We start from the raw sequence: 21386 nt of genomic DNA, 5'->3' as shown, positions 1-21386 counted from the left end.
TGTGCTGGATCTCAACCGCCTCGTGATGCTGCGGGCGGTCGCGATGCACGGCAGCATCACCGCTGCCGCCCGAGAGCTCGCCTACACGCACTCGGCGATCTCGCAGCAGCTCGCGCTGCTCGAGCGCGAGACCGGCACCGCCCTGCTCGAGAAGGTCGGCCGTACGGCGAAGCTCACACCCGTCGGCCTCGAGCTCGTGCGCAACACCGAGGCGGTGCTGGCCGCCATGGAGCACGCCGAGACCGAGCTCGCAGCCTCGCACCACCAGCCGCGCGGCATCGTGACGGTCGCCGTCTACTCCTCCATCGCGCGGCTGGTCATGCCCGCGGCGCTGCGCACCCTCATGCACGAGCAGCCCGGGCTCGAGCTGCGGCTGCGTCGCCTCGACCCCCAGGAGGCCGTGCTGCAGCTGGTGGGAAGGCGGGTGGATGCGGTGGTCGTCGACACCTTCTCGGGCACCCAGCTCGCACCTGCAGGCGTCATCGACGCGGCCGAGATCGGTCGCGACCCGGTGCGCGGCTACCTGCCCGAGTTCCACGCGGCTGGCTCGGTGGAGGAGCTCAGCGATGTGCCGTGGGTGATGGAGCCGCCGGATGCGCCCTCGACCCAGTGGGCGATGCGCGTGTGCCGCGAGGCCGGCATCGAGCCGCGCGTGGTCTACGAGTCCTCCGACATGCTCTTCCACCTGCGGATGGTCGAGGCCGGCCTCGCGGCCGCCTTCCTGCCGGACCTGGTCGTGCGCGAGGCGCGCAGCCGCGTGCAGGCCAGCCCGCTGCTGCCGACCGAGCCCGGCCGCCGCATCCTGCTGCTCACCCGCACCGGCGCGGCCGAGCATCCGGCGTTCCTGGCCGTCCGCACAGCGGTCGCGTCGGCGCTTGCGAAGTACGTAAGCAACACTGACTGAACGTCGTCAGTAAGCGTCGCTGTACCTAACGCATCCGTTCTCGTAGCGTGGCGAGCAGGCCGCACGCACCGCGCGGGCCGCACTGCGAGCAAGGAGTAGCGATGACGCTCACCGATTCCACCATCGACACCCGCCAGGGCACCGTCGTCGACGGCCCGGCCCTCTGGTCGGCACAGGCGCAGATGCCTGCCGTCCTCGGCCGCCAGCTCGTCATCGAGCGCGGCGAGGGGTCCTACATCTTCACCGCCGAGGGCCAGCGCCTCTTCGACGGCACCGCAGGCCTGTGGCACGCCAACGTCGGCCATTCGCACCCCGAGATCGCGCAGGCCGCCTACGACCAGATGCTGAAGCTCGAGACCTACCACGTGTTCCAGCGCTACGCCAATGACCGGGCGATCGAGCTGGGCGAGCGCCTCGCCGCCATCTCGCCCATCGAGCGCGCGAAGGCCATCCTCAACTCCGGTGGCTCCGACGCCATCGACGTCGCCTGCAAGCTCGCCCGCCGCCACTGGCAGCGCGAGGGGCGCAGCACGAAGCAGATCATCCTCAGCCGCGAGCACAGCTACCACGGCCTGCACGCCTACGGCACGTCGATCGCCGGCCTCGACTTCAACCGCGAGGGGCTCGGCACCGACTCGCTCGTGCCCGAGACCGCGCTCGTCTCGCACGACGACATCGCCGCGGTCGAGGCGACGATCCGCTCGATCGGCCCCGAGAACATCGCCGCGATTTTCACCGAGGCCATCCAGGGCACCGGCGGAGTCAACCCGCCCGAGCCCGGCTACCTCGAGGGCCTGCAGCGGCTCTGCACCGAGCACGACATCCTGCTGGTGATCGACGAGGTGATCACCGGATTCGGCCGCACCGGCGAATGGTTCGCCTCGCAGCGCTACGGGCTCGAGCCCGACATGGTCACCTTCGCCAAGGGCGTCACCTCGGGCTATGCACCGCTCGGCGGCGTGCTCGTCGCGCCCCGCCTGTGGGAGCCGTTCTACGTCGACGACACCACGACGCCGGTCTTCCGCCACGGCGCCACCTACGCCGGCCACGCCACCGCGGCGGCGGTCGCCATCGCCAACCTCGACATCATCGAGCGTGAGCGGCTCGTGCCGCGCGTGCGCGAGCTCGAGCAGGTGCTGCGCACCGAGCTCGACGCCCTGCAGCAGCGCAGCGAGGCCGTCGTCGACGTGCGTGTCGCCGGCTTCCTGGGCGGCATCAGCCTCGACGACCGGCTCGACAACGCCCGGGTCGCCGACCGCGCTGTCGAGCTCGGCTTCATCGCCCGCTGCCTGCGGGGCAACACGCTGCAGCTGAGCCCGCCGTTCATCGTCAGCGACCGCGAGGTGGTCGACTACGTCGCAGCTATCGAGCAGGCGATCACCGAGGAGGCCGGCCGTTGAGCGCGACCACGAGGAGCGGCGAGCCGATGAGCTTCGGTGTCATGAAGGAGATCAAGCCCGGTGAGGAGCGGGTCGGGCTGACGCCCGCCGGCGCCGCCGACCTGGCGCGCGGCGGCTGCAGCGTGCTGATCGAGACCGGCGCGGGGGAGCGGGCCGGCTTCGCCGACGAGCTCTACCTCGCGGCCGGCGCCGACATCGTCTCGCGCGAGCACGCCTGGGCGGCCCACACGGTGGTGAAGGTGAAGGAGCCGATCGCGGCCGAGTACGGCTACCTGCGCGACGACCTGACGCTGTTCACCTACCTGCACCTGGCCGCCGACCGCCCGCTCACCGAGGCGCTGCTGGATGCCGGCACGCTCGGCATCGCCTACGAGACGGTCGCCGACGCCACCGGGCTGCCGCTGCTGCAGCCGATGAGCGAGATCGCTGGTCGGCTCGCGGCGCACGCCGCCGCCACCCACCTGATGCGCCCCGGCGGCGGTCCCGGTCTGCTGCTGGGCGGCTCGCCGGGCGTCGCGCCGGCGAGGGTGGTCGTGATCGGCGGCGGCGCCGTCGGCACGCAGGCTGCCCTGCTCGCCCTCGGCATGCAGGCCGAGGTGACGGTGCTCGACATGTCGCCCGCGCGCATCCGTCAGCTCGACGCGCTGCTCGACGGCCGCGCCCGGGTGCTGATGTCGGATGCCGCGACGGTCGAGGCCGAGATCGCGCACGCCGACGTCGTGATCGGCGCCGTGCTGGTGCCCGGGCGGGCGGCACCCAAGGTGGTGCGGCGCGAGCAGCTCTCGCTGCTGCGGCCCGGTGCGCTGCTGATCGACGTGGCGATCGACCAGGGCGGCGCCTTCGAGACCTCGCGGGCGACGACGTACGACGAGCCGATCTTCGAGGTCGACGGCGTGCGGCACTACTGCGTCGCCAACATGCCCGGCGCCGTGCCGCAGACCTCGACGCGGGCGCTGACGAACGCGACGCTGCCGTACGTGCGGCGCATCGCGCAGCTGGGCGTCGAGCAGGCGATCGAGCGCGACCCGGCGCTCGCGCTGGGCGTCAATACGCGGGCCGGGCGCATCGTGCACCAAGGGGTGGCGGATGCGTTCCCCGACCTGGCGACGACGGCCCACCCGGGCGCGCGCGAGCCCGTGCTCGCCGAGCGGTAGGACTCGCCGAGCGGTAGGAGCAGGACGCGCGGCAGCGCCGCCGTGCTTGAGCTGGAGGAGGACACCGTGAACCAGAACGACACTCTCGACATCGCCGGAGTCGATATCGCTGGAGTCGACCTCGCCGATCGCGAGCTCGACCTCAGCACCCTGGGCATCCCCGGCGGCGGCTACGTGGACTGCGAGTGGATCACCGCCGACCTCTCGCTGCCCGTCACCGACCCGGAGGACGACACCCTGATCGCCCACGTCCACCTCGGCGACACCGCCGACATGGACCGCGCGCTCGACGGTGTCGAGCGCAGCCTGCGGGACGACGCGTGGGAGCTGTGGGAGCGGCGGGAGACGCTCGAGCGCGCGGTCGCGCTGATCCGCGCCGAGTCGAGCAGGCTCGCGCGCATCATCTCGGCCGAGGGCTCGAAGACCATCGCCGAGGCGACCGGTGAGGCCGCCCGCACCGCCGAGACCATCCGGCTGGCGGCAGGCTCGGCGCAGCTGCTCGAGGGCGAGACGCTGGCGCTCGCCGACACGCCGCGCGGCCGCGGCCGGCTGGGCTGGAACCGCCGCACCCCGCTCGGGGTGATCGCGGCGATCACCCCCTTCAACGACCCGATGAACCTGGTTGCGCACAAGGTCGGCCCCGCGCTCATCGCCGGCAACGCCGTCGTGCTGAAGCCGTCCCGCGCGACCCCGCTGTCGGCGCTCGCGCTGCTCGAGATCCTGCTGCGCGCCGGCATGCCGAGCGGGCGGATGGCCGTGCTCGTCTCCGATCGCGAGGCCGGCACGGCGCTCGTGAGCGACCCGCGCGTCGCCGCCGTCTCGTTCACGGGCGGTCCGGCGACGGGCGAGGTGATCGCACGATCGGCAGGTGCGCGGAAGATCCTGATGGAGCTCGGCGGCAACAACGCCGTGGTGGTCTGCGACGACGCCGATGTCGAGGCGGCCGCGGCCGGCATCGTCGACGGCGCGTTCGGCGTCGCCGGCCAGAACTGCCTGTCGGTGCAGCGCGTGTACGTGCACGAGAGCCGCTACGAGCAGCTCGTGCAGCTGGTCGTCGACGCCACGTCCAAGCTCGTCACCGGCTCGAAGCACGACGCGGCGACCGACGTCGGGCCGCTGATCTCCGAGCAGGAGGCGCGGCGGGTGGAGGAATGGGTGGATGCGGCCGTCGCCGACGGCGCGCGCGTCGCGACCGGCGGGGTGCGCCGCGGGCCGTTCCTGGAGCCGACCGTGCTGCTGGAGGTGCCGGCGTCGGCGAAGGTGCTGCACGAGGAGGTATTCGGCCCGGTCGTCTCGATCGTGCCGTTCGCCGACCTCGACGACGCCCTCGCCCGCGTCGACGACACGCAGTACGGGCTGCAGGCGGGCGTCTTCACCGCCTCGCTCCAGACCGCCATGCACGCCGCCGACCGGCTGCACGTCGGCACCGTGCTGATCAACGAGACCAGCGACTTCCGCATCGACTCGATGCCCTTCGGCGGCTCGAAGCGATCGGGGATCGGGCGCGAGGGCGTCGCGAGCGCGGTGCTTGAGCTGAGCGAGCCGAAGAACGTCATCGTCTCCCGGCTCGGTTAGGAGTCCTCACCACTCGCTTCGCCCCGGCAGCGGCGCCCGATCGGCGATCTCGTCCAGTGTCGTCAGCACCACCAGGCGCTCGGTCGCGCGGGTGGCGCCGATGTAGAGCAGGTCCTCCCACTGCGGCGTCGTGCCGTCGACGTCGGTGAGCACCACCACCGAGGCCTCGAGCCCTTTGAAGGCGTGCACCGTGCCCCACGGCGTGCCGTTGGCATCCCCGTCGTGGTGCGCCAGCGCATCCGCCACCGCACCCTTCGCGCGGCTCGCCGCCGATGCCCGGCGCGGGGAGAGGATGAGGATCTCGGGCGGATCCCAGCCGTCGTCCCAGAGCGCCAGCAGCGTCTGCTGCAGAGCCGCCTGCTGCTCGGCCTCGTCGCGGTAGCGGTGGATGGTCAGCGGCGGCTCGTCGGGCTCGTCCTCGTCGACGCCGCGGTCGTAGCCGAGGTAGAACTCGGTGTGCAGCATGCGCTCGATGAGCTCGGCCAGCTGCGGCGACTGGCGCACGTTGTTGCTGAGCGACATGGTTGCGGCGGGGATGACGCGCCGGGCGATGGCCTCGAGGCGCGAGTTCGCCGGGTCGGGAGGCGCGGGCGGGTTCGCGGTGTCGCTGACCAGCGGCAGGGCAGACAGCGGCCGGTAGATGTCCTGCCGCGTGAAGTCGCCCGCGAGCACCGCCCGCGAGCCGGCGAGGCCGCCAACGAGCAGGCTGTCAAGCACGTCGAGGGTCGACTCGCGCGCCAGATCCTGCGCCTCGTCGGCCATCAGCGCCGTGAACGGCGGCGCGAAGCCAGGCGCGCGCGTGACGGCGAGCGTCGCCGCCGGCAGCGTGCCGTTCCACCAGGCGTCGTCGGCGCCGGCGGGCGGCGTGAGACCCGAGTAGGCGAGCATCAGCTGGTGCACGCGGGCGACCGTGATGTCGTCGCGGGTGCGCAGCCGGTGCCGCAGCTCGGCCTCGAGCCGCATGTTGAAGCAGGTCAGCAGCACCCGCTCGTCGCGGTTCGCCGCCAGCAGCGCCGCGCGCACCGCCACGTTGGTCTTGCCGGTGCCGGCCGGGCCCTCCACGATCAGCCGCGGGTTGCCGGCGAAGTACTGCAGCGCCTGCTCCTGCCGCTCGGTCGCCTCCCGCAGGCTGCGCTGGCGCTCCTCGCGCCGCTCGGCCATCGTGCGGTGGAACGAGATGCTCGGCACCAGCACCTGCTGCGCCTCGGCGACATCCTGCGCGTCGGGGCGGTCGGCGCCGAAGGCGGGCACGCGCCGCTCGATCTCGCTGCGGCCGTGGCGCAGCACGCCGATGATGCTCGTCACCATGCGGGATGCGTCGAGGTCGGCCCGCGTGAGCGTCTCGTTCGCGGGCACGTCGATGCGCGCCTCGAGCTGGGCGACCAGCTCGCCGCCGCGGTTCGGGAACCACACCGCCTGCCAGATCGGGTAGGGCGCGACGTACGCCCTCCGCTCGATCCATTGCCTGATGCTGCGTGTGTTGTCCCACACCTGGTCGTAGGGGGAGCGGGGCGTCGGCGCCTGGTTGCCGAGCCGCCAGAGGCCGTCGTCACCGACCTCGACCCGGTCGTGCGACTTCACCTCGACCACGAGCATCCCCTCGCCCGGCACGAGCAGCACGAAGTCGGCCTCGCCCTCGATCTGCGTCTCATGGTGACGGATGGGCAGGCCGTGCCAGACGAGCCAGCCGCCGGTGCCGGGGTGGTCGCGCAGGGCGTCGAAGACGGCGCGCTCGCCCGGCGGGGCGCCCGCGCGCAGCAGGCCGGGGATCATCGTCGCCATGCTCGGAGCGTATCCGTGCCGGGCGTCAGAGCCCGAGCACCGCTCGCGCGATCAGGAAGTAGACGATCAGCCCGGCCGCATCGACGAACGTCGTGATGAACGGGTTCGAGAAGACGGCGGGGTCGACCCGGATGCGCTTCGCGATGAGCGGCATGATGCCGCCGATCGATGCCGCGAGCGAGCAGATGCACAGCAGGGTGAGGCCGACGACCAGGCCGATCGGCACGCCGTAGACGAGCGCGGCGACCCCGAAGCCGGCCGCGCCGATGATGATGCCGAGGCTGACGCCGGTGCGCGCCTCGCGCGCGAGCACCGCGAGGATGTCGCGCGGCGTCACGTCGCCGAGCGCCAGTGCGCGTGTGACGGTGGTCGCCGCCTGGTTGCCGGTGTTGCCGCCGGTGCCGATCAGCAGCGGGATGAAGACCGACAGCACCACCATCTGCGCGATGGTGTCCTCGAAGCGCTCGAGCACCTGCACGGTCAGGCTCGCGCCGATCGCCAGCACGAACAGCCACACGACGCGTGAGGTGACGAGCCTGCGCACCGGCGTCGACAGGTAGGGCCGCCGCAGCGGCTCGGAGCCGCCCGAGCGCGCAGCGTCCTCGCTCTCCGCCTCCTCCAGGATGGCAAGCGCATCATCGACGCTCAGGATGCCGACGGCGCGGCCCTCGGCATCGACGATCGGCAGCGCGAGCAGCCGGTGGTCGGCGCAGCGGCGGGCGGCGAGCTCCGCCGATTCGCCGACCTCGACCGCCTCCGTGGAATGCAGCATGCCCGCCACACGCTCGGCGGGATCAGCGGCCAGCAGATCGCGCAGGCGGAGCGCGCCGACCAGCCGGCGCTCGTCGTCGGTGACGAGCAGCGTGTAGACCGTCTCGGCGCTGTCGAGGTTGCGCCGCATGCGCTCGAGCGCCTCCTCGGCCGTGTGGTCGGGGCGCACCGTGATGATCTGCGCGCTCATGCGTCGTCCGATCGAGCGCGGCGGGTAGCCGAGCACGGCCGACGTGCGGGTGCGCTCCTGCTCGGGCAACGCGCGCACGAGCCTGCTCGCGACGACCGCCGGCAGCTCGTCCAGCAGCCCCACGCGATCCTCGGGGTCGAGGCGGGCGAAGACATCCGCGACCTCCTCGCCCTGCAGTGCATGCACGAGGTCTGCCTGCAAGGGATTGTCGAGACCGTCGAACACGTCGATCGCGAGCGGCTTCGGCAGCATGCGGAACACCAGCGCCCGCTCGCGCTGCGGCAGCCGCTCGAGCAGCGAGATCGCCTGTCGCGGCCGCAGACCCTCGACCTGCTCGGAGACCGCTGCCAGGTCATCCGCGCGCAGGAGCCGCTTGATCGCGGGAACGGACGGCCGGTCGCTGGTCGCTCGCATGCTGGGCACGATGCACCTCCGGGTCGATGGGTGAGCGCCGACGGAGCTTGGCCACGGTCGACGATCGACCCAAGTCTGTCGTCGCAGCGCTTCGTGACCAGTTCAGCCCAGGGAGCCGCCGATGTCGAATCCCGCGTCCTGCCCGGCGTCCGCCGAGCACACTCGCGCCGAGCAGCTCCTGCTGATCGCGCTGGCGCACCGCACCCTCGTCCGCACGTGCGCTCGCGCGCATCCGTCTGCCACCATCGATGCATGAGCGAGAGCACGGTCCCCGAGCTGCTGGCCGAGCTGGCCGCCCTCGAGGATCCCCGCGCGCGGGCGATCAACGAGCGGCACGGCGACGACCACGGCGTCAACCTCAGCAAGCTGCGCGCGATCGCGAAGCGGCTGAAGACCGACCACGAGCTGGCGCTCGCGCTGTGGGCGACGGGCGAGACGCCCGCGCGGCTGCTGGCGCTGCTGATCGCGCGCCCGAAGGCCTTCCGCGAGGACGAGCTCGACGCGATGCTGCGCGAGTCGCCCGCGCCGAAGGTGCAGGACTGGCTCGTCAACTACGTCGTCAAGAAGGGCCCGCACGCCGAGGCGCTCCGCCGGCGCTGGCTGGACGATGCGGATGCGTCGGTCGCCGCCGCGGGCTGGGCACTGACGAGCGAGCGGGTGCGCAAGGCGCAGACGGAGCACCTCGACCTGCCGGGCATGCTCGACACGATCGAGGCAGAGATGGCGACCGCGCCCGAGCGGCTGATGTGGGCGATGAACGAGAACCTCGCGAACATCGGCATCACGCAGCCGCCGCTGCGCGAGCGAGCGATCGGCATCGGCGAGCGGCTCGGGGTGCTGAAGGACTACCCCGTCGCGCGCGGCTGCATCTCGCCCTTCGCGCCCATCTGGATCACCGAGATGGTCGCGCGGCAGGAGGCGTAGGGCGCGCGACCCCCTCAGTCGCCGATGCGCTGCTGCACCGCATCGGGCACGCCGTCCCTGTTCTCGTCTGCCGCGCGGGCACGGCGGGCATCCCAGCGCAGCAGCGGCGCGGCCAGGAGCGCGGCCACTCCCGAGCCGATGAGCACGGCGAGCTTCGCGGCGTCGGTGCGAGCGTCGTCATCGAACGAGAGCTCGGCGATCAGCAGGGAGACGGTGAAGCCGATGCCGGTCAGCAGCGCGACCGGCAGCAGATCGCGGATGCCGATGCCGTCGGGGAGCCGCAGCGGCGTCAGCCGGGTGATCAGCGCCGTGACGCCGAGCACCCCGAGCAGCTTGCCGAGCACCAGTCCTGCCGCGACGGCCAGCAGCACCGGCTGCGCGGCGAGCTGCAAGAAGCCTCCGCCGTCGACGACCGAGACGCCGGCCGAGCAGAAGGCGAAGACCGGGAGCGCGATCGCCGTGGACCACGGTCGCACGGCGGCTTCATGGCGATGCGTGCGCGGCTCTCGCTGGCCGTGCACGGGGCGCGCGGGAACGAAGGCGCCGAGCACCACGCCGGCGATGGTCGCGTGCACCCCCGACTCGTGCATGCACCACCACGCGACCAGGGCGATGGGGAGGAGCACCCACCAGAAGTCGTAGCGCGAGCGCGCGACCAGCGCGAACGCCAGCACCGCCAGCGCCGCGCCGAGCAGCGCGAACAACTGCACGGAGGCGGTGTAGAACACCGCGATGACGAGGATCGCCAGCAGGTCGTCGACCACGGCGAGCGTGAGGAGGAAGGTGCGCAGCCCGATGGGCAGGCCGCGGCCGAAGATGGCGAGAACGGCGAGCGCGAAGGCGATGTCGGTGGCGGCGGGGATGGCCCAGCCGCTCAACGCATCGACGTCGCCGGCGACGAGCACGACCGCCACGTACACGAGGGCCGGCAGCGCCATGCCGCCGACTGCGGCGAGCACGGGGACGGCCGCGCGCTTCGGATCGCGCAGGCTGCCTGCCACGATCTCGTGCTTGAGCTCGACGCCGACGACGTAGAAGAAGACCGCGAGCAGACCGTCGGCCGCCCAGGCCGCGACGCTCAGGTCCAGGTGCATCGCCGCGGGCCCGATGCGAAGCTCCATGAGTGAGGCGTACGACTCCTGCCACGGCGAGTTCGCCCAGATGAGCGCGAGGGCTGCCGCGACCAGCAGCAGCACGCCGCTCGTGGTCTCGAGGCGCAGCAGCTGCGCGAAGCGCGCGCGTCGTGCACCGGTGGGCGTGCGGGTGGGTTCCACGGGACTCCTCTCGACGCCGCCGAACCTCGTGCCCGGCGGCACGCCGACCAGGCTTCCCGGCACACCGCTTCCAGTCTAAGCGCGACGGCGCGCCCCCGCGCTCGCTACGTGCGCGGCTGCGTCGCCACGACCACGCTGCTGACCACGATCGCGGTCAGAGTGCGCACGACCGCCTCGGACGCGGCGCTCGCGCCCCAGTCGCCCTGCTCGAGCTGCTTGCCGCGGGTGGCGACCGCGGAGTTCCACGGGATCTCGCGATAGAACTGCGGCAGTGTGCCGCTGCCCGAGAGCAGCGCCGCCAGCGCGGCCACTCGAGGGGTCGGCTCGGCGCCTTCGGCCAGCACCGTGCGCACCGCCTCGAGCAGGCTCGCTCGGCGCTCGCCGCCGTCGCCGCTGAGCACCGTGGTCTCGAACAGCCCGAGTGCCCTGCGACTGGTGCGGCGGATGTCGCCGCGCGCGACGACTCGATCGAGCACGGGCTTGCGGAGCATCGGTCCGATCGCGGCGAGCACGGTCTGCATGCCCCGCGGCTTCACGGCGATGTACTCCCAGGCCTTGTGCAGCAGCGCGTCGGCCGGCGGGCGCCCGGCGACCGCCTCCACGCGGGCGGCACTGCCGCCGTCGCCCTCCGGTCGCACATGACCGCCGAGCGCCAGCTCGGTCACGACGGCCCCGGCGAGCACGTAGAACAGCGTGCCCTCGCCTGCGATAGCGCCCGAGCCGCGACCGCCCGCGCCGGGCTGAAACAGCAGCAGCAGCAGATCCTCGGCGAGGGTGGGTGCAGCCTGCGCCGACGGGGCGGGGTCGAGCGCGGGGGAGTCGTCGGGCTCGACGCCCGAAGCGGGCTCGCCGCCCGAGGGGACATCTGCGGGTTGACCGTTCACGGTGTTGCTCTCCTTCTCTCTCTGGTTCTTCGCGGGGAAGCCGCTCAGCCCAGCAGTGCGGTGACGCCGAGCCAGACGATGGTGGTGATCACGATCGTCCAGAGCGCGATCGCGATGGCCTGCCACAGCAGCACCCAGCCGCGCGGTACGCCCGAGCCGGCGAGCATCGCTGCGGTGAAGTGGGTGGGGATCGCTGCCGGGCCCAGCAGGCTGGCACCGGGGACGCCGAAGCGAACCACCCAGCGCTTGAATCGCTGCTTGCCCTTGGATTCGGGCTTGGGCGCGGGCTCGGGCTCGTCGGCCTCGAGGGTTGCGACACCGCCGGCAGCGCAGCTGCTGCGCCGCGTCACGACCGCCTGGCGGGTGCGCGCGGTGAGCGTGACCACAGCCAGCACGGCCAGGAAGTTGCCGATGGCCGCGGCCACGCCGGCGACGATCGGGTTGAGGCCGCCGACGATGCCGATCGCACCGCCGCCCTCGCCTTCGATGAAGGGCACGGCGCCGGCGAGCATGACGACGAATGGCTGGACGAGCTCGGGCACCTGGGCCACAAGGGCTTGGAAGCCTCTGACGAGCTCCTCGATGGGGGTCACGACGGTTCTCCTCGGATCGGATGATGCGTCGAGTGCTCTCGACGTGGTGCCCAGTAGGCACCGTGTTCCCACCACAGGGTCAAGGGGCCGGTGGCTCGCTCTCAGCGAACGTCGTCGGGCGGTCCGCCGTCGAGTTGCCGAGCCGACTCTGGACAGGCCTTGCGCGCACCCGACAGGGTGGAGCAATGACCCCGCTCACGCCGCGCTCGTGCCGCCCATCGACGAGGCCTGCCGCATGAGCGCGTCACGGCGGGGCGTGCTGATCACCGGGGCGTCGCGCGGCATCGGGCGTGCCGCCGCGCTCGGGTTCGCTGCCCGCGGCGACCGGGTCGCGGTGCACTTCGGGCGCGACCGAACGAGCGCCGAGGCGACCCTCGCCCTCCTCCCCGGCACGGGGCATGCGATCGTGCAGGCCGATCTCGCCGATCCGGATGCAGCACGCGCGCTCGTCGACGACGCGGTCGGCGCGGTCGGCGACCTCGATGTGCTGGTCAACAACGCGGCGGCAGCGCCGAGCGAGGGCAACGTCCATCGGCCCGACGACGGGGTGTTCGAGGAGTGGGCGGCGGCGTGGCAGCTGATGGTGCAGGTGAACCTCCTCGGTGCCGCGCATGCGAGCTGGGCGTTCGCGCAACACCTGATCGCTCGGGAGGCACCAGGCGCGATCGTCAACGTCGGCTCGCGCGGGGCGTTCCGCGGTGAAGCGGACCATCCCGCCTACGGCGCGACCAAGGCTGCGCTGCACGCGATGGGCCAGTCGTTGGCCATCGCGCTCGCGCCGCACGGCATCTCCGTCACCTCGGTCGCTCCCGGGTTCGTCTCCACCGATCGCCAGCAGCGCAAGCTCTCCGGTGCGAGCGGGGCAGCGCTGCGCGGGGAGAGTCCGTTCGATCGCGTCGGCACGCCGGACGACGTCGCTGCCGCGATCGTGCACCTCGCGTCGCCCGAAGCCCGCTGGTCGTCCGGTGCCATCCTCGACGTCAACGGCGCCTCCTACCTCCGAACCTGACCCCCGGGGTCGACCCTCACTCGGCGTCGTCGCTCGACGAGCGCGCGGCTTCGACGATCGCCTGCGCGAGGGCACCGGCGCGTGCGTAGACGTCGAGCTGGGCCGGGTTGTACAGCTCGCTGAGGGCTTCGATGAACGTGCGCTGAGCGACGAGCTTGCTCTTCGAGAGGTTGGCCAGGGGATCGCTCAGCCACGGAAAATCGATCAGGTTCTGCGCGAAGGATGGAGCGAGCTGCTCTGCCAGGCGCTGCCGCGTCGCCTCGTCCGCATCCGCAGGGAGCGTGTCGACCTCGTGGTTGACGGCGCCGGCGTCGGCATCGACTTCCACCATCCGCCGCAGATCCGCCATAGTGGCCTCGTCGTAGAACTGCGAGTAGATGTGGATCATCGACCTGTCGGGCTCGGACAGGTCGGATGCGACGCTCGCGAATCCTGCGGGCGCGTCGGCCGGTGAGTGCTCGCTCAGGATGGCCGCGATGTCGTCGCGGGCCCGACGGAGGCGTTCCATGCTCGCCGCGAGCTCGACATCCAGCTCGCGCAGCGCGTCGGGCGCGCTCTCGGCGCCTGAGCTCACCGCATCGATCTGTGACAGCGGCACACCCATGTCTGCCATCCTTCGGATCCGCAGCAGGCTGACCAGATGGCGAACCCCATACTGCTTGTATCCGTTGTACCGACGCTCTGGCTCTTCGAGCAGACCGAGCCGGTGATAGTGCCGGATGGTGTTCACTGTCGTGCCTGCCATCTCAGCGAGGTCACGCGTGCTCCAGGCCATGTGCTGCTCCTCCGTGACGTGGAACGTGGCCTTCGCCTCGTTCATTCCGACGCGCGCACACGAGACCGGCGAGCGGGATGGGCGCGCCCGGCGTTCTCCGCTCGCGAACGGACTTGACCCTGTGCCGAGAACACGGTGTCACGTGACCATCGGCACATCGCCACTCGCAGAGGGAGAGAGCAATGGGATACAACGCCGTCGGCAAGCGCGTTCCGACAGGTGGCCGCAACGTGAAGCCGCGGACGATCGTGCGGATCGAGAGCGGCCTGATCGCCGTGCTCGCCATCACCGGGGTGCTCGTCATCGCCCCTGGCATGTGGTGGTTCCCGTTCGCAGCCTTCCTCGTGTTCGACCTGTCGATGCTCGGGTATCTGCGCTCTCCCGCCGTGGGCGCAGCCTCGTACAACGCGATCCACACCTACGCGTGGCCCGCGGTGCTCGTGGCGGTCGCGCTGGTGACCGGCTCGTTCGCCCCGGCGGTGTCGCTGTGGTTCGCGCTCATCGCGCTCGCGTGGGCGTTCCACGTCGGGATCGATCGGATGCTGGGCTACGGGCTGAAGCTGCCGGATGCGTTCACGCACACGCATCTGGGGTGGATCGGCAAGCACCGCCCGTAGCGACCGCGCTCAGCGGCGGAAGAACGCCTCCGCGGCACGCGTCAGGTCGAACAGGTCGCTGACGCCGGCGAGCTCGCGCGCCGAGTGCATCGACAGGATCGGTATGCCGACGTCGACCGTGCGGATGCCCAGCCGGGTCGCGGTGATCGGGCCGATCGTCGAGCCGCACGGCACGGTGTTGTTCGAGACGAACGACTGGCTCTGCACGCCCGCCTGCGCGCACCACGCGTGCCACGCGGCAGCGCCCGCGCCATCGGTCGCATAGCGCTGGTTGGCGTTGATCTTCAGGATCGGGCCCGCGCCCAGCAGCGGCTGCACGACCGGGTCGTGCTTGTGCGCGTAGTTCGGGTGCACCGAGTGACCGACGTCGCTCGTAGACGCGCCACGATTGCGCGGGCGCGCCGAGGCGCTGCGGGAGCGCGTCATCGGCATCGGCGAACGGCTGGACGTGCTGAAGGACTACACGGCCGCTCAAGGCTGCGTCTCGCCCTTCCGCCGATCTGGATCACGGATATGATGCAGCGGCAGAGCCGTCGTACACTCGGCGTTGCGTGCGTGCAAGCGCAGTCGTAAGCGTTAACACCTTCGCCCGCGCGGGCGTTGAGCGGCTCAACCCGCTCTAGTCCCACCAATTGATTCGGAGCGCGACATGTGTCGCGCGCCCTCCCACTGATTCGTCTTCGCTCAGTCCGCCGACGAGCCATGTCACTGGGCGACTTGGGACCTTATCCTTCTTGGTAATTCGCATGTGGACGCCGGAAGGGATGCCGAATTCTCGGGAGGTGAACCCCGTATCATCCTGCGCCGTTACCCAGACAGCAGGAACCGGCAAGAGCACCTTCTCCTTCGGTTCGGAGTTTGCATCTTCCAAGAACTCTTCGGCGTCGAACCAAAGATCCGAGTCGTCTGCTTCGGATTCGACTGGGTCGTCGTCGCCATTCACCTCCCGTAGCCAGGCGGCGTTTTCATCGGCGAGGTAAGTCCGTACGCACTTCGGCTCTCCAGGAAAGTATGAGCCGGAGGCACGCCAGTAAATACCGGACCGGTCATCGTCATCGATGCGGTAGGCGACGCAAGATGCCACATTGACGTCTACGATTGTCGGGTCAATTTCTACCTCCACCGCAACGCTGGCGGACGGCGGAGATGAGAGCAGGCGAGCGTCGGCGTCCGCATCAAATATGTCGACAGCGAAGAGGCGCACTCGCAGGTCGTCGAGCACGTCCCGATTGATGCGGCCGAGTTCGACCCTTGCGGACAGGCGGCTGCGTCCACCCTTCTTCGGGCCGTTATAGAGCACCCAGTCGTAGAGTTCGGGTGCACTACTACCGTGAACTCCGATGACGAGATACGGCCCCTCGGCGTCTTCATGGAATTCTGGAATGCGTGTGCGTGCCTGTTCACCGGAGACCAAAAGAGTCGCGAAAAGTTCGTCGCCATATTCCTCGATGGACAACCTGCCCCTCACGTCAAACACTTCAATACCATACGGCAGTAAGTGATCCGGCGAGTACTGCATATCGATGTCACGCACGCGTGGTGCCACTTCAGCTCCGTTCGGAAAGGGATGCTACGCGAGAACCAAGGATTCACGCCAAATAGCGCTCGGCTTATGGTACAGCCAGGGCGACCACCCCTTATCGAGCACGGAGTAGGAAGGCATCAAAATGCTGAGCTTCGGGTTGTCCCCCCGGTCGACTCGCCAGGAGCCGTATGCCATCGCCGCCCGCCCGTCCAGACGGGCAGCACGCACGTGGGGGCTGAACCGTTCAGACATGAGCTCCGTCAAACGCCCGCATTCCTCGCCGTCGCAAAAGACACCGAGCGTGCGCTGGTCCCCAGTCGTGGGTGAAAGCTCAAAGAGTCGCGCCTGTGTACCGTCCGGCGACTGCCCAACCCGGCGTTGCCGGGTGACCTGAGCGGTCACAGCGGTGTCGCGTTCCGGAAGAAAGATTCGCGCTGCACCTCGGGTTGGATCGGCGGCGATGCACCAGCCTGGTGCGATCCAGGCGTACACACTCAGCGCAGTCGGATCCTGGCCTCGCCAGATCTTCCCTGGAAACACTGGCACGGAGCCGCGCCGCCGCATTTCGTAAACGGCTGACCGCACATCGTCGCTCGCCTCGCTACTGAGGTACCCGCATTTATAGGCCAATCCGTTGACGATCAGGTCGGCTCGCACTGCTGTGTTCGGCGCGAATGGATTTTCCGGCTCGGCCATGAGCGCAACCCACAGCCAGCTGTCGGAACCGCTTTCCTTTCGGGCTTGAGCAATCTGCCTGGGCACATAGGAGCCGCCAACAATTCGCACATCGCCCGTGCCTGCCATGGGCACCAAAGATAGTGTCGTGTGCTGCAACGGATATGGGCGCGGACTCGAGCGGAACGTCACTCTAGGGATGTTATGCGCCCGCGAGTCCATGGAACTCGCGACCGCGACGCCGTCGGTGTTGGCTCCGCACAGGGGGCGGCGAGACTGTACGCGGAACGGTCGGAAACCCTAGGAGCGGCAAGCGAAAAAGGCCTCCGCGGCACGCGTCAGGTCGAACAGGTCGCTGACGCCGGCGAGCTCGCGCGCCGAGTGCATCGACAGGATCGGTATGCCGACGTCGACCGTGCGGATGCCCAGCCGGGTCGCGGTGATCGGGCCGATCGTCGAGCCGCACGGCACGGTGTTGTTCGAGACGAACGACTGGCTCTGCACGCCCGCCTGCGCGCACCACGCGTGCCACGCGGCAGCGCCCGCGCCATCGGTCGCATAGCGCTGGTTGGCGTTGATCTTCAGGATCGGGCCCGCGCCCAGCAGCGGCTGCACGACCGGGTCGTGCTTGTGCGCGTAGTTCGGGTGCACCGAGTGACCGACATCGCTCGAGACGCACCACGACGACGCGAGCGCACGCATCCGCTCTGCACGGTCTGCGCCGAGCGCCAGGCCGATGCGCTCGAGCACGTCCTCGAGGAACGGGCCGGCCGCGCCCGAGCGGGTCGCCGAGCCGATCTCCTCGTGGTCGAACACGGCGAGCACGGGGATGTGCTCGGCGTTGAAGCCCTCGGCGGCAGCGGCGAGCGCCACCGTGCCGGCGTGCACGCTGGCGAGGTCGTCGAGCCGGCCGGCAGCGAAGAAGACGTCGTCCTTGCCGAAGACGGCGCCGCGTGCCGAGTCGGCGACCACCAGGTCGAAGCCTCGGATGCGACCGGCATCGACCGGCGCGCCGTCGACGGTGGCGGATGCGGCCACCTCGGCCAGCAGGTCGGCCGACGCGGGTGCGCCAAGACCCCAGACGGGCTGCGTCTGCGTCTGCTTGTCGAGCTGCAGGCCCTCGTTCGCCTCGCGGTCGAGGTGGATCGCCAGCTGCGGCAGCCGCAGCAGCGGCCCCGTCGCCGCCAGCACCACCGCGCCGTCGTCGAGCACCAGCCGGCCGGCGAGCCGCAGCTCGCGGTCGAGCCAGGAGTTCAGCAGCGGTCCGCCGTAGACCTCGACGCCCGCCTGCAGCCACCCGAACCGACCGGTGGTGGGCTGCGGCTTGAGCTTGAAGCCGGGGGAATCGCTGTGCGCGCCGAAGACCCGCACGGGCGTCGTGACCGTCGCGCCCTGCGGCACGACCCAGGCGATGACGGCGCCGTCACGCACCACCAGGTACCTGCCCGGGGCCTCGGGCCACGCATCCGTCTCGTCCAGTGCCGTGAAGCCGGCATCCTGCAGCCGGCGGGCGACCTCGGCGGCTGCGTGGTAGCTCGAGGGCGATGCCTCGACGAACGCGGCGAGATCCTCGGCGTGGGTGAGCGGGGCAGCGGGCACGGCGGGGTCCTCCAGACAGACGGGCTCTCGATCGTATCCGGCGGTGCTGCGCGGCGGTCTCGGCGCGCGAGACCGGTCAGGCCGGCACGCGCTCCGCGACGATCGCCGCCGTCGCGGGCGGGTCGATCGCGTGGTTCCGCGACTCGGGCACGCGCACGAGGGTGGCCGACGGCATCCGCTCGGCCAGCATCGGTGCGGCCCGCTCGAGCACCGGCATCGTCTCGGCGCCCACCAGCACGGTGGTCGGCACACCCAGCGAGAGCAGCGCCTCGCTTGGCGTCGAGGTGGCGGCGGCGACCGTCGCGTCGTAGACGGTCGACTGGGCGAGCGTCGTCAGGTGCTCGAACAGCGGCGAGGCCTTGATGCCCTCGACCATATGCGGCGGCAGGCCGACGCCCTCCAGCTGGAACGTCGTCACCGCATCGCCTGCGCGGCCCTCATCGACGAGCGCCTGCAGCCGCTCGGGCAGGTCGGCGGGCGGCTCGTCCTGCCCGAAGCGCATCGGCGGCTCCGACAGGAACAGGTGCACGATCGCGGTGCCCGCCTCCGGTCGATTCGCCGTGTGAGCGGCCGCCAGCAGCGCCACCATCGCGCCGGAGGAGTGCCCGAGCAGGATCGCGCTGCCGCCGACCGCCTCGACCACCGCCGCGACATCCTCGGCCTCGCGCTCGGGGGCATAGGGCTTCGTGTCGCCGCTGTCGCCGCGCGCGCGACGGTCGAAGGCGACCGCCTCGAAGCCCTGCGCGATCAGCGCCTCGGAGAGCGCGGATGCGTCGGCCGCCGTCGAGAAGGCGCCGCCCACGATCACGACGGGCGTGCCGCGCCCGCTGCGGTGCACGGTGATGGCCGTGCCGTCTGCTGATGTCACGTGCTGCACGCAGGCCAGCCAAGCACCGGGCGCCGCCGTCCTCCAGGGGCGATCGTCAGCGCAGGGCGCGCTTGATCTCCGCCCGCTCCTTCTCGAGCCGGCGCACGCGGCGGCTCAGCCGGAACATGCGCACCGAGCCCAGCAGCGCCGTGATCAGCACGCCGGCGATCGCCGCGAACAGCATCGCGATGCCCAGCGGCAGGCTGAACTCCCAGCCGAAGTAGGCGAAGCTCGCCGCCACGTTGTTCTGCAGGATGAAGATCAGCAGCAGGATGAGGATGAGCGCGCCGAGGATGAGCGCGATCCAGGTGCCGCCGGTGATGCCCTGCCGCTGGTGCGCGTCGAGCGCGGGGTCGAGCGTGACGCGCGTGGGCTCGCGCGTGCCTGCGGTGTCGTCGCTGCGGGTCGTGGGGGCGGATGCGGTGGTGCCGACCGCTGGATCGCTCACCCGGTCGGCACGGTGCGTGGGCGCGGCCGCTGCGCGGTCGTCCTGCGGAGTGCGGTCGGCTCCGGCGCCGTAGTCGATGACCATGTCGTCGTCGCCGTTGGCGTCGGAGCGACGGGGGACGCTCGGGGTGGCATTCGATTCCATGGCGTGCGCTCCTTGCTCGCGAGACTTTCTGCGTGCCGCACACTAACGCCGCTGGCTGGGAGGCGCACGACGCGCGGTGCTATCGCGGGCGCGGCGCGGGCGGCGGCGGCACCTGCTTCGCAGCGACGATGTCGGCGATGGGGATGACCACCTCGCCGCGACGCGTGGCGACCGTGCACGTGACCGCATCGACCGCGACCAGGTCGCCCAGCGCATCGGTGGCCCCGTGCGCCGCGTCGTGCAGCCGGTAGCGCACCACCAGGCGTGTGCCGAGCGGCAGCGCGCGCAGCTCCGCAGGGGTCATGACCGAGTGCCGCGGCCCGCGGCCGCTCCTCGACCGGCGGGAGCGCTCACCAGGCACCCTTGACGTAGTCCTTCAGGAAGATGCCGAAGAGATCCTCGCCCGCCTCGCCGCGCACGATCGGGTCGTAGACGCGGGCGGCGCCGTCGACCAGGTCGAGCGGGGCGTGGAACCCCTCCTCGGCGAGGCGCACCTTCGTGAAGTGGGGGCGCTCGTCGGTGATCCAGCCGGTGTCGACGGCGGTCATGAGGATGCGGTCGCGCTCGAACATCTCGCGCGCGCTCGTGCGGGTGAGCATGTTGAGCGCGGCCTTCGCCATGTTGGTGTGCGGGTGGCCGGGGCCCTTGTAGCCGCGGCCGAAGACACCTTCCATCGCCGAGACGTTCACGATGTACTTGCGGTGCGCGGTCGATGCGGCCATCGCCGGCCGCAGCTTCGACACCAGCAGGAACGGCGCCGTCATGTTCGCCAGCTGCACCTCGAGCATCTCGAGCGGCTCGACCTGGTCGACGTGCTGCGTCCAGGAGTTGATGTGCTCCTCGTCGGGCAGCAGGCCGCCGGCGTCGATGGCGGTGCCGGCAGCGAGCCGCTCGAGCGAGCTGCTGCCGGCCGCCATCGCCTGCGCGGTCAGCTCGTCGGCGGTGCTCGCGGCGGCCGCGAGGATCGGGTGGCTCGCGACCGAGGCGGCGAGGGCGAGCGGATGCGCGTCGTTCGTGTGCCCGAAGGTCACCAGCTCGGGCATCGGGCCGCCGTGCGGTGAGAGCTCCGGCAGGGGCGCGCTCTCGGCCTCGACGAGCGGCGCGTAGGCGCCGGGGGAGCGGCGCACGGTCTGCGCGGCGTTGTTGATCAGGATGTCGAGCGGGCCGGCCGCCGCGACGTCCTCGGCGAGCCCGACCACCTGCGCCGGGTCGCGCAGGTCGATGCCGACCACCTTCAGCCGGTGCAGCCAGTCGGCCGAGTCCTCGAGCGACGAGAAGCGGCGCACCGCATCCCGCGGGAACCGCGTCGTGATCGTCGTGTGGGCGCCGTCGCGCAGCAGCCGCAGCGCGATGTGCATCCCGATCTTCGCGCGGCCGCCGGTGAGCAGCGCGCGCTTGCCGGTCAGGTCGGTGCGGGCGTCGCGCTTGGCGTGGCTGAGCCGCGCGCAGTCGGGGCAGAGCTGGTGGTAGAACGCGTCGACGAGCGTGTACTGCTGCTTGCAGATGTAGCAGCCCCGCGACTTCAGCAGCGTGCCGGCGGTGGGGGCGGATGCGCGGCTCGCCAGCGGGATGCCGCGCGTCTCGTCGTCGATGCGGTCGGGGGCGCCGGTGGCGGTGGCGGCGATCACGGCGCGGTCGGCCGCCTGGATGCGCGCGTGCTTCGCCTTGCGGCTCGCGAGCTTGACCTCTTTGAACATGTTCGCGGTGGCCTGGCGCACGGCGACGTAGTTCGGGTCGTCGCGATCCATCTCGTGCAGCGTCGCGAGCACCCGCAGCGTCGTCTCGACGTCATCTGGCGAGAGCGTCGTCGGCTCGGCGCCGACTGCCGCGGCGGCCGCTGCGTCGGGCGTCGCTGGCACGT

At 71.1% G+C, this 21386-nt stretch carries 20 protein-coding genes and 1 pseudogene; 7 read left to right on the top strand and 14 right to left on the bottom strand.

The annotated features are described in order from the left end of the window. Nucleotide 1: 1 nt before the first annotated feature. The 4 genes from BM288_RS05610 (at nucleotide 2) to BM288_RS05595 (ending at nucleotide 5033) form a co-directional block, all read left to right on the top strand. Nucleotides 2–904: a LysR family transcriptional regulator gene (locus BM288_RS05610; protein ID WP_092916775.1), complete on the top strand. Its 903-nt coding sequence runs from the start codon at nucleotides 2–4 to the stop codon at nucleotides 902–904. A gap of 101 nt (nucleotides 905–1005) precedes the next feature. Further along, nucleotides 1006–2304: an aminotransferase family protein gene (locus BM288_RS05605; protein ID WP_092916773.1), complete on the top strand. Its 1299-nt coding sequence runs from the start codon at nucleotides 1006–1008 to the stop codon at nucleotides 2302–2304. Beyond that, nucleotides 2301–3458, top strand: coding sequence for an alanine dehydrogenase (gene ald / locus BM288_RS05600; protein ID WP_318255355.1), 1158 nt, complete (start codon nucleotides 2301–2303; stop codon nucleotides 3456–3458). The genes BM288_RS05605 and ald overlap by 4 nt, the downstream gene beginning before the upstream one ends. Nucleotides 3459–3524: 66 nt before the next feature. Continuing rightward, the gene (locus BM288_RS05595) at nucleotides 3525–5033 is read left to right on the top strand and encodes an aldehyde dehydrogenase family protein (protein WP_318255354.1); all 1509 of its coding nucleotides are present in this window, start codon (nucleotides 3525–3527) and stop codon (nucleotides 5031–5033) included. A 6-nt stretch (nucleotides 5034–5039) separates the two neighbouring features. On the opposite strand, the gene BM288_RS05590 is transcribed toward BM288_RS05595, so the two are convergent. Continuing rightward, nucleotides 5040–6815: a nuclease-related domain-containing DEAD/DEAH box helicase gene (locus BM288_RS05590; RefSeq protein WP_092916767.1), complete on the bottom strand. Its 1776-nt coding sequence runs from the start codon at nucleotides 6813–6815 to the stop codon at nucleotides 5040–5042. 25 nt (nucleotides 6816–6840) lie between these two features. Beyond that, a complete protein-coding gene (mgtE, locus tag BM288_RS05585) occupies nucleotides 6841–8190 on the bottom strand; it encodes a magnesium transporter (RefSeq protein ID WP_092916765.1) in 1350 nt (449 codons plus the stop codon). 252 nt (nucleotides 8191–8442) lie between these two features. Here mgtE and BM288_RS05580 point away from each other — a divergent pair, with 252 nt between their 5' ends. Further along, the gene (locus BM288_RS05580) at nucleotides 8443–9114 is read left to right on the top strand and encodes a DNA alkylation repair protein (RefSeq protein WP_092916763.1); all 672 of its coding nucleotides are present in this window, start codon (nucleotides 8443–8445) and stop codon (nucleotides 9112–9114) included. Nucleotides 9115–9128: 14 nt separating this feature from the next. Here the strand turns inward: BM288_RS05580 and nhaA are convergent, their stop codons facing one another. From nhaA to BM288_RS05565, 3 genes are all read right to left on the bottom strand, one after another. After that, nucleotides 9129–10388 carry a Na+/H+ antiporter NhaA gene (gene nhaA / locus BM288_RS05575; protein ID WP_177220266.1) on the bottom strand — a complete coding sequence of 420 codons (1260 nt, stop codon included), beginning with the start codon at nucleotides 10386–10388 and terminating at the stop codon, nucleotides 9129–9131. Between the two features lie 104 nt (nucleotides 10389–10492). Then, a complete protein-coding gene (locus BM288_RS05570; RefSeq protein WP_318255353.1) occupies nucleotides 10493–11272 on the bottom strand; it encodes a GOLPH3/VPS74 family protein in 780 nt (259 codons plus the stop codon). A gap of 44 nt (nucleotides 11273–11316) precedes the next feature. Then, nucleotides 11317–11865, bottom strand: a complete 549-nt coding sequence (locus BM288_RS05565; protein WP_092916759.1) for a small multidrug efflux protein — start codon at nucleotides 11863–11865, stop codon at nucleotides 11317–11319. A gap of 235 nt (nucleotides 11866–12100) precedes the next feature. Here BM288_RS05565 and BM288_RS05560 point away from each other — a divergent pair, with 235 nt between their 5' ends. Continuing rightward, nucleotides 12101–12874: an SDR family NAD(P)-dependent oxidoreductase gene (locus BM288_RS05560; protein WP_092917732.1), complete on the top strand. Its 774-nt coding sequence runs from the start codon at nucleotides 12101–12103 to the stop codon at nucleotides 12872–12874. A 16-nt stretch (nucleotides 12875–12890) separates the two neighbouring features. Here BM288_RS05560 and BM288_RS05555 read toward each other — a convergent pair whose 3' ends face one another. Continuing rightward, nucleotides 12891–13649 carry a helix-turn-helix domain-containing protein gene (locus BM288_RS05555; protein ID WP_092917730.1) on the bottom strand — a complete coding sequence of 253 codons (759 nt, stop codon included), beginning with the start codon at nucleotides 13647–13649 and terminating at the stop codon, nucleotides 12891–12893. Nucleotides 13650–13831: 182 nt separating this feature from the next. On the opposite strand from BM288_RS05555, the gene BM288_RS05550 reads away from it, so the two are divergent. Continuing rightward, on the top strand, nucleotides 13832–14266 hold the full coding sequence (locus BM288_RS05550; RefSeq protein WP_092916757.1) for a DUF4260 domain-containing protein: 435 nt from the start codon (nucleotides 13832–13834) through the stop codon (nucleotides 14264–14266). Nucleotides 14267–14275: 9 nt separating this feature from the next. Here the strand turns inward: BM288_RS05550 and BM288_RS05545 are convergent. The 8 genes and pseudogenes from BM288_RS05545 to BM288_RS05520 form a co-directional block, all read right to left on the bottom strand. Next, nucleotides 14276–14663, bottom strand: a pseudogene (locus BM288_RS05545) (M18 family aminopeptidase); the annotation flags it as partial. Nucleotides 14664–14885: 222 nt separating this feature from the next. Beyond that, entirely contained in the window at nucleotides 14886–15800 is a 915-nt protein-coding gene (locus BM288_RS14275) for a hypothetical protein (RefSeq protein ID WP_143103034.1), read from the bottom strand. A gap of 36 nt (nucleotides 15801–15836) precedes the next feature. Continuing rightward, nucleotides 15837–16595, bottom strand: a complete 759-nt coding sequence (locus tag BM288_RS14270) for a hypothetical protein (RefSeq protein WP_143103033.1) — start codon at nucleotides 16593–16595, stop codon at nucleotides 15837–15839. 171 nt (nucleotides 16596–16766) lie between these two features. Next, on the bottom strand, nucleotides 16767–18065 hold the full coding sequence (locus BM288_RS05540) for a M18 family aminopeptidase (protein ID WP_092916755.1): 1299 nt from the start codon (nucleotides 18063–18065) through the stop codon (nucleotides 16767–16769). A 76-nt stretch (nucleotides 18066–18141) separates the two neighbouring features. Beyond that, nucleotides 18142–18933, bottom strand: coding sequence for an alpha/beta fold hydrolase (locus tag BM288_RS05535; protein WP_318255351.1), 792 nt, complete (start codon nucleotides 18931–18933; stop codon nucleotides 18142–18144). 55 nt (nucleotides 18934–18988) lie between these two features. Continuing rightward, nucleotides 18989–19525, bottom strand: coding sequence for a LapA family protein (locus BM288_RS05530; protein ID WP_318255350.1), 537 nt, complete (start codon nucleotides 19523–19525; stop codon nucleotides 18989–18991). Nucleotides 19526–19604: 79 nt separating this feature from the next. Continuing rightward, nucleotides 19605–19829 carry a putative acetyltransferase gene (locus BM288_RS05525; protein WP_092916751.1) on the bottom strand — a complete coding sequence of 75 codons (225 nt, stop codon included), beginning with the start codon at nucleotides 19827–19829 and terminating at the stop codon, nucleotides 19605–19607. Nucleotides 19830–19875: 46 nt separating this feature from the next. Then, nucleotides 19876–21300: an SDR family NAD(P)-dependent oxidoreductase gene (locus BM288_RS05520; RefSeq protein ID WP_404799693.1), complete on the bottom strand. Its 1425-nt coding sequence runs from the start codon at nucleotides 21298–21300 to the stop codon at nucleotides 19876–19878. Nucleotides 21301–21386: the final 86 nt, after the last annotated feature.

It is taken from the genome of Agrococcus baldri (assembly GCA_900114805.1).
GTDB lineage: Bacteria > Actinomycetota > Actinomycetes > Actinomycetales > Microbacteriaceae > Agrococcus > Agrococcus baldri.
This window is presented reverse-complemented; position numbering and strand designations above follow the sequence as displayed.